A 12,849-nucleotide genomic window follows, 5' to 3' on the forward strand; every position below is an offset into this window, starting at 1 on the left:
ATTTAAGTATAGAAAGGGCTCTTTTGATTTTAGGAATACCCAAACAATAAATGATTTAATAATATCTTTACCCTTTGTATTTAATTAACCTAACGGCATGTTTTCAAATTTTAAGTTGCAATAATTCCTCTTAAAAGGTTCTAAAAACACATCGGTTAAACGGTGAAAACAAATAGTATATTCTTAAAATATAGCGATTAACACCATAGCAAAAACAGATAATTTTAAAATGGCTGCCGCATGGTTTACCATCTTATATTGAGACGACTTAATACGTTGTCTCATCCCAAAGATTGATTTTTTTGTTGCCTTTCTATAATTCTCTTTTACAATAGATTTGTAACTAGAATTTAATAAGCCTTTTGTTTTAAAGAGAAATACCTCATTGGGTTCTGATACTGATTCTAATGTTGTGTTTAATACTAATTCCATGATTGATGATTTTAATTGGTTATACAAATAAGACGTACAATTAATTAAAATGTTACACCATGCAACTCAACTATAGCGAAGAATTCAAGCTTCTAACACATTATAATGACACTATTAATATAGGCTAGCTGTATTTTTAAAAAAAATAAAAAAAGTTGAAAAGTTTACCGATTCCTCCAAAAGAAAGGTGTCAACAAAATCAGAACCGTAAACAATTCTAATCTACCAATAAGCATTAAAAAAGAAGCCCACCATTTACCTAAAGGTGGTAATGCAGCATAGTTATTTACTGGCCCAAATTCTCCCAAAGCAGGTCCAATATTTCCTAAACTCGAAGCTGAAAGTCCGATGGAAGATTCAAAATCTAACTGAAACATAGAAAACACTAAAGCACCAATAATAAAGGATAACATATACAAAATAAAAAATCCTAAAACATTAAATACAATATCTTTAGAAACAGATTTTCTGTTATAACGTACAGGTAAAATAGCATTAGGATGTAAGGCGCGTTTAAATTCCATAAAGCCATTTTTTATTAAAATTAATTGTCTCACTACTTTTACACCACCAGAAGTACTACCTGCAGATCCTCCTAAAAACATTAAACCAAAAAAGAAAACAGTTAAAAATGGTGTCCAAAGCGTATAATCTGCAGTAATAAAACCTGTTGTAGTTATTACAGTTAATACTTGAAACAAAGCATGTCTTAAGGCACTTTCTGCTTCACCTAAAACCATTGGATGCTCAATTGTAGACAAAGACACATCTGCTCTAAAATAAATAAGAACTGCAGCAATGACTGTAAAAACAACAACAAAAGTAGAATACAATTTAAACTCTTCGTCTTTTAATATTTTACCTACCTTTCCTTTAAATAAGTAATAGCTTAACACAAAATTTGTACCTGCTAAAAACATAAAGAATATAATAATGTATTGTATTGCAGGATTATCATTCCAATAGGCAACACTAGCATTTTTAGTAGAAAAACCTCCTGTAGATAATGTACTTAAGGCATGATTAATGGCATCGAAAAAAGACATACCTGCAACTTGTAGTAAAATAGTTTCAGCGGCTGTATAACCAAAGTATATTAACCATAATCGTTTTGCTGTGTCTGTAATTCTTGGATGTAACTTATCTCCTCCAGGACCTGGTGCTTCTGCTGCAAACAACTGCATGCCACCAACACCTAATAATGGTAAAATAGCAATGGCTAGTACAATAATTCCCATACCACCAATCCAATGTGTTATACTTCTCCAAAATAAAACACCTTTTGGCACTATTTCTATATCATTTAAAATACTTGCACCAGTTGTGGTATAACCAGACATGGTTTCAAAAAAAGCATCCGTGAACGAAGGAATAGCTTCGGTTACAACATATGGTAATGTACCAGACAAGGACATCACTATCCAACCAAATGCTACAACAATATAACCTTCGCGCTTGTTCATTTCTTTACGATGGTCTTTTGTTCTATACATTAAAATTACACCTAATAGCAATGTTGCTAAACCTGCCAATAACATTTGAAGTGTAACACCATCTTTATAAACAAGACTTATTAAAGTAGCAATTAGCATAAAGCCACCATTAAATAATAATAGCAGTCCAAAAAAATGAAAAATGATTTTATAATTAAGTTTTATACGCGACATATCATTTTCAATTAAGCGAAAAATGTTTCAACTTCAGAAATAGAACGAGGTAAACAACAAACAACAACACGATCACCTGCACCTATTTTAAAATTCCCTAACGGAATTACACCTTTTCCATCTCTAATGACTCCTCCAAATATGGCAGATTTCGGAAATTTTAAATCCTTAATTAATTTATTAGTAATTTTAGAATGCGGTTTTACCACAAACTCTAAAAGCTCAGCATTCATATTAGTAAGCTTTGTCATAGCTACTACTTCACCTTTTCTTATATATCTAAAGATATTATTTGCAGCCAATAACTTTTTATTAATTAATGTGTCAATACCAATGGATTGCGATAATTGGTAATAATCCATATTTTCTACTAAAGCTATCGTTTTCTTTACACCTTTAGACTTCGCTAATAGGCAAGACATAATATTGGTTTCAGAATTGCCCGTTACAGCAATAAAAGCATCCATATCAGAAATATTTTCTTCTTCTAAGATTTCAACATTTCTTCCATCACCACAAATAACTAATGCATTTGGTAAATCTTCTGCCAAATCTTCAGCAACACTTCTTTTACTTTCTACAATTTTTACATTAAACTTACTTACACATAAGTCTTTTGCTGTTTTATACCCTATTTGACTACCACCAAGAATCATAACATTCTTAATTTCAACTTTCACCTTCCCTGATAATTCAAATAATTCTTCATCACCACCTTCAGAGGTCATAAAAACCACTTTATCACCTTCTTTAAAAATAGTATCGCCTCTTGGAATAATTGTATATTGTGTTCCTAATCGCTGTATGGCAATAGGAATAAAATGTAATTCAGAATATAATTCGGCAGCTTGTTTTACTGTTTTTCCTACAAAAGTTGCAGTTCTAGAAATACGTAAACCTAGCATAGTTAAAGCACCTTCTTCAAACTCATAGGTGTCATTAAAACCATATTGATTTAGAAGCAATTCTATTTCTGAAGCTGCTAAAGACTCCGGAGAAATTAATTCATCTATTCCAATTTTAGAAAACCCTACAGTTTCTTTATGCTCAATAAATTCGGTATTAGAAATACGAGCTATTGTTCTTTTAGCCCCTAATTGTTTTGCTAAAACACATGCTGTAATATTTGTGGTTTCTGAGGAAGTTACTGCAATAAAAAGCGCAGCGGTCTCAATACGTGCTTCTCTTAAAATTTCAATAGAAGTAGCATCTCCTTTTATAGTTTTAATATCCAAGTGTTCTCCTGCATATGCTAAACTATCCTTTTTTGTGTCAATCAAAGTGATTTCTTGCGACTCATAAGAAAGGAGTTTCGCTAAATGAAATCCTACTTCACCTGCACCTGCAATAATTATTTTCATTATAAATTCTTGAAATAAGACTACAAATATATGGATAAGTTATAAGTTGATAAGTGCCTAAAGTATTTAAAGTTAAAAAAATAGATTGTAGTTGGTAATTCAATAACTTTATATACTTGAAACTTTAAGTACTTGTAACTTCTTTAGTATATTTGCCAAAAATTTTTATGGCCGAAAAAATTAATCCTTATAAGGACAGTGACCAGTCTAAAAAAGTTCAGGTTACTAAAATGTTCGATACAATTTCTAAAGAATACGATGGCTTAAATCGTGTAATCTCCTTTGGTATCGATGTTAAGTGGCGAGAAAAGGTTGTGAAAATGATTGCAGAACACCAGCCAGAAAATATTTTAGATATTGCCACTGGTACAGGTGATTTAGCTATTAACCTAGTTTCTACAAATGCTAAAGAAATTACAGGATTAGATATTAGTGATGGTATGTTAGAGGTTGGAAGGCAAAAAATAAAAGCTAAAAACCTAGATAACATTATCTCAATGGTTATTGGTGATTCTGAAGATTTACCGTTTAAAGACAATACCTTTGATGCCATTACAGTATCGTTTGGCGTTAGAAATTTTGAGCATTTAGAAAAAGGATTAGCAGAAATATTAAGAGTACTTAAACCTAATGGTATTTTTGTAATTCTTGAAACATCTGTACCCACAAACCCTATCTACAAACTAGGTTACAAAGCATATTCTAAACTAATTTTACCTACAATTGGTAAACTCTTCTCTAAAGATCGAGTTGCCTACAAGTATTTAAGCGAATCTGCTTCAGTTTTTCCTTATGGTAAAGCTTTAAACAATATTTTATCGAAAATTGGGTTTATTAATGTGGAGCACAAACCACAAACCATGGGTGTTGCCACAATTTACTCAGCATCAAAAGCATAATATGAAGCGTATTGTAGTTTTAATAGCCATTTTATTTGTCTTTCAAAATTTGTCAGCGCAAATGTTTACGAAAGAACGTATCACAAATCCTGTAGATAATATTGACCAAAAATTTTTAACTTGGGGTTATTTTATTGGTTATAATCAATATGATTTTAATTTTGATTATAACGAAAACCTTGAAGATATTCAGGTAGAGACAACAGGTGGTTTTCATTTGGGTCTTATTGGTGATATGCGTATTAATGATTATTTAAATTTAAGATTTGAGCCAGGCGTATTCTTTACTACAAGGAATTTAATATACGACGAAAGTTATTTTAATGGTATAGAAGACTTTAATGATTCTGATTTACTAAGAGAAGTAAAATCTACTTATGTACATCTACCTCTATTACTAAAAGTTTCTACCAAACGTATTAATAATTTTAAACCTTTTATTGTTGGCGGGTTTTCTACGGCATTAAACTTATCTAGCAACCAAGACAATCCTAATGACAATAGTTCTGGAGAATTTAGAATGACTAAAAATTCTTATTTTTATGAAATTGGTTTTGGTATAGATATGTATTTACTATACTTTAAGTTTACCCCTTCAATCCGAGGCATATTTGCTATTAATGATGAGAATATTAGAGATGCAGACCCAAATAGTCCTTGGACTGGCAATATTTCTAGAATGCAATCTAGAGGTTTATTTATAAACTTTACGTTTCAATAATAGTCCTTCTTTTAAATTCGCTAAGCACAATAGCTGTTGCATTTGCAACATTTAAACTTTCAGTAGCTTTAACCTCTCCAAACTGAGGAATGGTTAATTTTCTATTTACTTTAGCTTTTATAGTTTCTGAAATTCCATTAGCCTCATTACCTAAGACAATAAGTCCGTTATTTGGCAAATCTGCATTGTAAATATTTTCACCTTTTAATAACGTACCAAAAACAGGTGACTTATAAGTTTTTAAATAACTTTCTAAATCTACATATTCTATATTTACTCTGGTTAATGAGCCCATAGTAGCTTGTACCACCTTAGTATTATAACAATCTACAGTGTTTTTACTACAAACCAAGTTTTTAATACCATACCAATCACAAAGCCTAATAATTGTTCCTAAATTCCCAGGATCGCGTACATCATCTAAAGCAACTATTAAACCAACTTGTTGTTCTGATTTGTTCTCAGGAATTTCAAAAATTGCTAAAGCTGTATTAGGATTTTTAAGAGAAGAAATCCTTTTTAATTCGGCTTCAGAAATGTTACAAATTAATTCTTCGGGCGCTTCAAAAATAGATTTTGTGGTATATAATTTATTCAAAATATAATGAGAATTTAAAAATTCTGAAATCCCTTTTATACCTTCAACTATAAACAAACCATTTTGTTGTCTATTTTTTTTTAAACTTAAACTTTTAATTAACTTTATTTGATGCTTTGTAACCATTAAAATGTCTTTACTTTTGTTTAATGAAACATGTACTGTACAAAGTAAACCTTTTTTTTGAGTTATTCTTGTTTCAAAATTAAAGTGATGTAGCTATTTCTTAAAAGGAAATGGTATTATTTTTGTTACTTAAACACCAAAACTAAAAAATACAGAGATTTAGAACTTGCAACTAAGAATTTCAATATTAAAAATAACATATAAATCACTGTATCAACACATGTTGCTCTTACTGTGCTTATTACTTCTTAGTTCTTGTAATGTTGTTAAACGCGTAAAGGAAGGTGAGCATCTTATTACAGATAATACTATTGTAGAGGATGGAAATACTGTAATGTCAGAACGTATTAATAATATTGTAATACAGAAAACCAATTCGGGTATGCGAAAGTTCTTTGGCTTTCCACTTAAACTTCACATTTACAACCTAGCTAGACCAAACATTGATTCTATTATAGACGCCAATATTTTAAGTGATTCTCTTAAAGTGAAACGCAGAATCGCTTTGCTTTCTAAAAAGCAATTTGATATGCAATTAGAAGCTAAACAGAACTTTAACAGTTGGCTTAAACGCACTGGTGAAGCACCCGTAATTTACAACGAAGCTAAAACTGAAAAAACAGCAAATAACCTTAGAAAATACTACTATAGTAAAGGTTGGTTTAATAATAAAGTAACGTACCAAGTAGAAAAAGACAGTAATAAACTAGCACAAGTAACTTATAACGTAATTAAAAACAAGCCTTACGTTTTAGACTCATTAAATCCTTACATCAGTAGCCCTAAAATTGATTCGCTATATCCAAAATTCATAGCAGCTTCATTATTAAAAAAAGGAGAGCAATACGATGATCAAAATTTTGAAGACGAACGCGAACGTATTAATACTTTTTTAAGGAATTCTGGTTTTTATCATTTTGGACAAGATTATATTAGATTTGAAATAGATACAATTGATACTAATCATAAGATACAAACCGATTTAAAAATAGCTAATCGTATTATTAGAGGAGAAGACTCAACAACTGTTGTTCCATTTAAAATTTACAAAATAAAAGAAGTAAACATTTTTACAGATAATAATTTTGACAATCGTTTTAAACCAGTTACCGACACTACAGTATATAAAAATTATAATCTTTACAGTAAAGAAAAATTAAAGTATAGACCTAAGGCACTTACGGATGCTATTTTTATTAATAAAGGTGACACCTACAGTGACATTGCTAGAAGTAGAACACAACGCTACCTTAATGACTTGCAAATGTTTAGGTATCCGGACATTGAATTTATTGAAAATGAAGAAGACACCACACTAACAGCAAATATTAGATTAGAGCCAAAAAAGAAATACACTTTAAGTTTTGAACCAGAAATTAATACAAGTAACATACAGAAAATTGGATTTTCTTTTAGTACAGGTTTAAAAATTAGAAATGTTTTTAGAGGAGCCGAAACATTAGAAATATCTGGTATCGCAGCAATCGGAGCTTCGCAAGATCCTGCTGATGGAGAAACTAATTTTTTTGATATTAATGAATTTGGTGGCAATGTTAGACTTACCATTCCTAGAATCTTTAGTCCTTTTAATACAGATAAAATTATCCCTAAATTTATGTCTCCAAGTACTGGGATTTCTGTATCCGCTACAAGTCAGCAAAATATTGGTTTAGACAAACAGTCACTCTCTGGCGTATTTAGCTATAATTGGTACCCTTCTAAAACAGTGACAAATACATTAGAATTGTTTAATGTTAATTTTATAAAAAATTTAAACACAAGTAATTATTTTGGTGTTTACACCAACTCTTTCAATAGTTTAAATGCTATTGCACAAGACATCGGTTATATTGATAGTGATGCAACATTGTATGATGAGTCATTAGACTCGTACCAACCGGCAGAAATATTTATAGATGAGGTTTTATCTAGTTCTACCAGTCTAACATCAGGCGATGATGATTATTCAACAGTTAAGAATATTGACGAACGTAAAGAACGTCTCACGGAAGACAACCTTATATTTTCTACAAGTTTTGAATATAAAAAAGACAAAAGAAAAAATATTTTTGACAACGATTTTTCGGTGTTTAATTGGCGAATAGAATTAGCAGGAAACTTATTGTCTACTATTTCTAGTCTTTCTGGTCTCTCTAAAAACGATGCTGGTAATTATGAAGTTTTTGATGTGGCTTTTTCTCAATTTGTTAAAACAGAAATAGACTATATAAAATATATAGATTTAGGCAGACAAAACGTTTTAGCATTTAGAAGTTATGCTGGTATTGCTATTCCGTATGGAAACTCAAATAGTATTCCGTTTGCAGAAAGTTTCTTTGCAGGTGGACCAAATGACAATAGAGCGTGGTCTGCCTATAATTTAGGACCAGGAAGTTCACTATCTACTAACGAGTTTAACGAAGCCAACTTTAAGCTTCATTTTAGCGCAGAACAACGTTTTAATATTTTTGGCCCATGGAATGGTGCATTATTTATAGATGCAGGTAATATTTGGAATGTATTAGACAATGTTACAGATGACGCAGCAACCTTTACAGGTTTTACGTCTTTAAAAGATATTGCTGTAGGCTCTGGTTTTGGCTTAAGATTAGACTTTGATTTCTTTGTAGTACGTTTAGATACTGGCTTTAAAACTTATGACCCTTCACAATCTACAAACAAGCGTTGGTTTAGAAACTACAACTTTACAAACGCAGTATATAACATTGGTATCAACTACCCTTTTTAATAAACACTACCTTTAAATTATAAAATAAAAGCGGACACAAAACTATATCGTTTTCGGTATTTAATCACCTCTCAAAGTAGATAAATACTCAAATTTTATGTATTTTTGAATACTAAAATTTTCAATACAATAACTATGAGTCATAATATTAAACCTGGCGTTGCTACAGGTAAAGAAGTTCAGAATATTTTCAATTATGCTAAAGCAAAAGGTTTTGCATTACCAGCAGTAAATGTTATAGGTTCTAATACAATAAATGGTGTTTTAGAAACTGCAAGAGATTTAAATGCTCCAGTAATTATTCAATTTTCAAATGGAGGTGCTCAATTTAATGCAGGTAAAGGATTAAGTAACGAAGGGCAAAAAGCGGCTATTGCAGGTGCTATTGCAGGTGCAAAACACGTTCACCAAATGGCAGAAGCTTATGGTGTACCAGTAATTTTACACACAGATCATTGTGCTAAAAAATTATTACCATGGATTGATGGTTTACTAGATGCAAGTGAGCAACATTTTAAAGAAACAGGAAAATCGCTTTTTAGTTCTCACATGATTGATTTATCTGAAGAACCAATTGAAGAAAATATAGAAATCTGTAAAAATTATCTTGAGCGAATGAGCAAAATGGGTATGACTTTAGAGATTGAATTAGGAATTACTGGTGGTGAAGAAGACGGTGTAGACAATAGTGATGTAGACGATTCTAAACTATATACACAACCAGAAGAAGTTGCTTATGCCTACGAAGAATTAAGCAAAGTAAGTGACCAATTTACAATTGCTGCAGCTTTCGGTAATGTGCACGGTGTGTATAAACCAGGTAATGTAAAATTAACACCAAAAATCTTAAAAAATTCTCAAGATTATATTTCTAAAAAATATGGTGTTGAGCATAATCATATTGATTTTGTGTTTCATGGTGGTTCAGGTTCTACCGTTGAAGAGATTAGAGAAGGCATTAGCTATGGTGTAATTAAAATGAATATTGATACAGATTTACAATATGCATTTTTAAGTGGTGTTAGAGATTACGTATTAGATAAAAAGGATTATTTACAATCTCAAATAGGAAATCCTGATGGAGATGATGTACCTAATAAAAAGTACTACGACCCTAGAGTTTGGTTACGTAAAGGAGAAGATACTTTTGTTACTAGACTTAAAAAAGCCTTTGAAGATCTAAATAATGTAGATACATTATAAGAATCTTTATATAACTTTAAAACCCATTAGAACTATATATCAGAGTTTTAGTGGGTTTTTATTTGCGCATAATATTACAATTTTGAGATAATTTTCGCATTTTTTGAGTTATATTTAATAAAACAGTAAGTTTGTACTGTAACTATTTACAAATTATAACTAACTAAATAAACAAGATTTTGGTTTTAAATTACCTTAATCATAAACCTGTCCTTAGCATTATATAAGGATAAAAATCGTAACCTAAATATGGCTTGGTTTAAAAGAAAAGAAAAAGGTATACATACCTCAACGGAACAAAAAAAAGACACTCCTAAAGGTCTTTGGTATAAATCTCCAACAGGAAAAATTATTGATACTAAAGAATTAGAACAAAATTTTTATGTGAGTCCAGAAGATGGTTATCATGTAAGAATTGGAAGTAATGAATACTTTCAAATTTTATTTGATGATAATAAATTTAAAGAACTAGATGCTAACCTAACGTCTAAAGATCCTCTTAAATTTGAAGACACTAAAAAATACCCAGACCGTTTAAAAGCTGCACAAGCAAAAACTAACCTTAAGGATGCAGTGCGCACTGCTGTTGGTAAATCTAATGGTCAAGACTTAGTGATTGCATGTATGGATTTTAGTTTTATTGGAGGCTCCATGGGTAGTGTTGTGGGTGAAAAGATTGCAAGAGCAGCAGACTACGCCTTAAAAAAGAAAACCCCTTTAATGATTATTAGTAAATCTGGTGGTGCTCGTATGATGGAAGCTGCCTTATCATTAATGCAATTAGCAAAAACATCAGTAAAATTAGCACAATTAGCTGATGCAGGTATTCCTTATATTTCGCTCTGTACAGACCCAACAACTGGAGGAACAACAGCTTCTTTTGCAATGCTAGGTGATATTAATATCGCTGAACCAGGAGCCTTAATAGGTTTTGCAGGTCCTAGAATTGTAAGGGACACCACAGGAAAGGAATTACCTGAAGGTTTTCAAACTTCTGAATTTTTATTAGAACATGGTTTTTTAGATTTTATTACACATAGAAAAGACTTAAAAAGCAAGGTTAACTTATATATAGATTTAATCAAAAATCAACCGATTAGAGCTTAAAACTTATATTTATATTTAAGATACATCAAAAAAAAGAGGCCTAATAGCCTCTTTTTTAGTGTTTTATTATCAAAATTTATATATTGCAATCTAACCTCGTTTTATTATCAGAACTAAAAAGTGCTGAAATAGAACTAAAAAACCTTAAAAAAAATGAAAATTACTACAAAAATCAGTGCGTTACTATTACTTTTTCTAACCACTTTCTCATGTGATGATCTTGATGAATTAACAGAGTTTGATATTACTGATGATTTCTCTACAACTATTAATATTTCGGTAACTGAAGATTCTGAAGGCCAACCGCAGAGTATTTCTCAATCATCAACACTAGATATTACCACTAACGAAGAAATTGAAGATAATTTAGATTTAATTCAAGACATTTCAGTTAACGAATTAACTTATGAGATTACTAATTATTCTGGTGTAGATGACGCTATTTTAAGTAATGCTTCTTTAACCTTTGGCTCTTCTAGTATTTCAATTTCTAATATTAATCTTCAGCAATCTGATATAGACAATACGGTTTACACAATTAATGATACTAGTATAATAAATGCTGTTGCAAGTAATTTAGAAAATAATTCAATGATTAATATGTCTGTTTCGGGTACAGTAAGTGCAACACCTGTTGTATTTGATGTGCTGATTTATGCAGAAATAACAACTACCATTGACGTTTTATAGAACAAAATTCAATTATAAATACTAGAGCCTCTTAACAAAAATTACGAGGCTCTTTTAATTTACCTCAACTTACCTTTTTAAAGTAAACAGAAAATTCAGTACCTACACCTACTTCACTCCTTACTTCAACCTTACCTCCTAAAGATTCAATGTGGTTCTTAGTAATAAAAAGACCAATACCTATGGCATCTTCATTTTTATGAAAGGTTTTATACATTTGAAAAATGGTATCACCAAACTTTTTAAGGTCAATACCAAGTCCATTATCTTTTATTTTTAGAATTACAAAGTCATCTTCAATATGAGAAGTTAGCTCAATTACAGGACTTCTATTCTCTGCTTTATATTTAATTGCGTTAGTAAGAAAATTTAATATTATACTATCTAAATATGCCGCCTTTCCTTTAACACAAATATCTTCATCTATTTCATTATATATTGTAGCTTCTGCATTTTGAGCTAGAGCAATAATATTATAGGTTGCTTTTTCAACAAAATCATATAAATTTAAAGATTCCATTTTAGAGGGATCAATTTCTTTAATCTTTGCGACTTCTGTTAAGTGATCTACAGTTTCCTGTAAATTAGAAACCGCTTTATTTAATAACTGAAAATTTTCATTCAACTTTAAATCAGGTATATCTTCTTCTAAAAATTCAGTAAGTAAAGATAAATTGCCCGAGTGCGACCTAAGATTATGCGTTACAATATTAGCAAAAGACTTTAATCTATCATTCTGCTCTTCTGCAACACTAAGCATTAACTTTAACTTATCTTGATTTCTCTGCCTTTTAGTAATATCTGTAAACTGCCAAATCATATGTGGCCGTCCGGCCTTAAAATAAACCAAAGACACATAGATTAAAATCCAAAGTATAGTTCCATCCTTATGAAAATAGCGTTGTTTTACGCGATATTTATCAATAGTTCCATTGATGAGGTCTTCGTATTTTTTTTCATGGACACCAAGGTCTTCAGCATAAACGATATTATTAATGTCCATGTTGAAGAGTTCCCATCTTGTATATCCAAAAATATCACAGACACTTTCGTTAACCTTTAACCAATTTCCATCTAAGTTTACTATGGCAATGCCATTATAAGTATTATTAAATGTACGCTCTAATACGTCGTAAGCATTAGAGAAATTCCGCAGATGATTTGAGACTTTCATTTTTTAAGTTTAATAGATTAATCTTTATTGAAAGTTATTAGTTAATAAGGGTTAACTGGGAAAAACGAATTTTTAGCACATTGTGCACGATAAAAGTTACGAAAAAAATTACAAATCACAAA

Annotated in this window: 11 protein-coding genes; 6 read left to right on the forward strand and 5 right to left on the reverse strand. The window is 30.6% G+C overall.

Annotated elements, in window-relative coordinates; all coding sequences use genetic code 11:
• Positions 1-183: 183 nt before the first annotated feature.
• The 3 genes from HNV10_RS08120 to trkA form a co-directional block, all read right to left on the reverse strand.
• Positions 184-432, reverse strand: a complete 249-nt coding sequence (locus HNV10_RS08120) for a hypothetical protein (protein ID WP_173300835.1) — start codon at positions 430-432, stop codon at positions 184-186.
• A 164-nt stretch (positions 433-596) separates the two neighbouring features.
• Positions 597-2,099 carry a TrkH family potassium uptake protein gene (locus tag HNV10_RS08125; protein ID WP_173300836.1) on the reverse strand — a complete coding sequence of 501 codons (1,503 nt, stop codon included), beginning with the start codon at positions 2,097-2,099 and terminating at the stop codon, positions 597-599.
• An 11-nt stretch (positions 2,100-2,110) separates the two neighbouring features.
• Positions 2,111-3,460 (reverse strand): Trk system potassium transporter TrkA, encoded by a 1,350-nt coding sequence (gene trkA, locus HNV10_RS08130; RefSeq protein WP_173300837.1) that lies wholly within the window; start codon positions 3,458-3,460, stop codon positions 2,111-2,113.
• A 167-nt stretch (positions 3,461-3,627) separates the two neighbouring features.
• Here trkA and ubiE point away from each other — a divergent pair, with 167 nt between their 5' ends.
• Together ubiE and porT are read left to right on the forward strand one after the other, a co-directional pair.
• The gene (gene ubiE / locus HNV10_RS08135; protein ID WP_173300838.1) at positions 3,628-4,359 is read left to right on the forward strand and encodes a bifunctional demethylmenaquinone methyltransferase/2-methoxy-6-polyprenyl-1,4-benzoquinol methylase UbiE; all 732 of its coding nucleotides are present in this window, start codon (positions 3,628-3,630) and stop codon (positions 4,357-4,359) included.
• A 1-nt stretch (position 4,360) separates the two neighbouring features.
• A complete protein-coding gene (porT, locus tag HNV10_RS08140) occupies positions 4,361-5,080 on the forward strand; it encodes a type IX secretion/gliding motility protein PorT/SprT (protein ID WP_173300839.1) in 720 nt (239 codons plus the stop codon).
• Here porT and HNV10_RS08145 read toward each other — a convergent pair.
• Positions 5,067-5,804 carry a TrmH family RNA methyltransferase gene (locus HNV10_RS08145; protein ID WP_173300840.1) on the reverse strand — a complete coding sequence of 246 codons (738 nt, stop codon included), beginning with the start codon at positions 5,802-5,804 and terminating at the stop codon, positions 5,067-5,069. The genes porT and HNV10_RS08145 overlap by 14 nt on opposite strands.
• A 220-nt stretch (positions 5,805-6,024) precedes the next feature.
• Between HNV10_RS08145 and tamL the strand changes: the two genes are divergently transcribed.
• From tamL to HNV10_RS08165, 4 genes are all read left to right on the forward strand, one after another.
• Positions 6,025-8,553, forward strand: a complete 2,529-nt coding sequence (gene tamL / locus HNV10_RS08150; RefSeq protein ID WP_173300841.1) for a translocation and assembly module lipoprotein TamL — start codon at positions 6,025-6,027, stop codon at positions 8,551-8,553.
• Positions 8,554-8,688: 135 nt separating this feature from the next.
• Positions 8,689-9,756 carry a class II fructose-bisphosphate aldolase gene (fbaA, locus tag HNV10_RS08155; protein ID WP_173300842.1) on the forward strand — a complete coding sequence of 356 codons (1,068 nt, stop codon included), beginning with the start codon at positions 8,689-8,691 and terminating at the stop codon, positions 9,754-9,756.
• Between the two features lie 249 nt (positions 9,757-10,005).
• A complete protein-coding gene (gene accD / locus HNV10_RS08160; protein ID WP_173300843.1) occupies positions 10,006-10,863 on the forward strand; it encodes an acetyl-CoA carboxylase, carboxyltransferase subunit beta in 858 nt (285 codons plus the stop codon).
• Between the two features lie 153 nt (positions 10,864-11,016).
• Positions 11,017-11,553: a hypothetical protein gene (locus tag HNV10_RS08165; RefSeq protein WP_173300844.1), complete on the forward strand. Its 537-nt coding sequence runs from the start codon at positions 11,017-11,019 to the stop codon at positions 11,551-11,553.
• Positions 11,554-11,617: 64 nt separating this feature from the next.
• Here HNV10_RS08165 and HNV10_RS08170 read toward each other — a convergent pair whose 3' ends face one another.
• On the reverse strand, positions 11,618-12,727 hold the full coding sequence (locus HNV10_RS08170) for a sensor histidine kinase (RefSeq protein WP_173300845.1): 1,110 nt from the start codon (positions 12,725-12,727) through the stop codon (positions 11,618-11,620).
• Positions 12,728-12,849: the final 122 nt, after the last annotated feature.

The sequence above is a fragment of the Winogradskyella litoriviva genome, assembly GCF_013249065.1.
GTDB classification, from domain to species: domain Bacteria; phylum Bacteroidota; class Bacteroidia; order Flavobacteriales; family Flavobacteriaceae; genus Winogradskyella; species Winogradskyella litoriviva.

What these genes read in the sequence shown, in the direction of transcription:
- HNV10_RS08145 (WP_173300840.1), bottom strand. Translation starts at nt 5,804, where the DNA reads ATGGTTACAAAGCATCAAATAAAGTTAATTAAAAGTTTAAGTTTAAAA.
- accD (WP_173300843.1), top strand. Translation starts at nt 10,006, where the DNA reads ATGGCTTGGTTTAAAAGAAAAGAAAAAGGTATACATACCTCAACGGAA.
- tamL (WP_173300841.1), top strand. Translation starts at nt 6,025, where the DNA reads ATGTTGCTCTTACTGTGCTTATTACTTCTTAGTTCTTGTAATGTTGTT.
- HNV10_RS08170 (WP_173300845.1), bottom strand. Translation starts at nt 12,727, where the DNA reads ATGAAAGTCTCAAATCATCTGCGGAATTTCTCTAATGCTTACGACGTA.
- ubiE (WP_173300838.1), top strand. Translation starts at nt 3,628, where the DNA reads ATGGCCGAAAAAATTAATCCTTATAAGGACAGTGACCAGTCTAAAAAA.
- fbaA (WP_173300842.1), top strand. Translation starts at nt 8,689, where the DNA reads ATGAGTCATAATATTAAACCTGGCGTTGCTACAGGTAAAGAAGTTCAG.
- HNV10_RS08165 (WP_173300844.1), top strand. Translation starts at nt 11,017, where the DNA reads ATGAAAATTACTACAAAAATCAGTGCGTTACTATTACTTTTTCTAACC.
- porT (WP_173300839.1), top strand. Translation starts at nt 4,361, where the DNA reads ATGAAGCGTATTGTAGTTTTAATAGCCATTTTATTTGTCTTTCAAAAT.
- HNV10_RS08120 (WP_173300835.1), bottom strand. Translation starts at nt 432, where the DNA reads ATGGAATTAGTATTAAACACAACATTAGAATCAGTATCAGAACCCAAT.
- HNV10_RS08125 (WP_173300836.1), bottom strand. Translation starts at nt 2,099, where the DNA reads ATGTCGCGTATAAAACTTAATTATAAAATCATTTTTCATTTTTTTGGA.
- trkA (WP_173300837.1), bottom strand. Translation starts at nt 3,460, where the DNA reads ATGAAAATAATTATTGCAGGTGCAGGTGAAGTAGGATTTCATTTAGCG.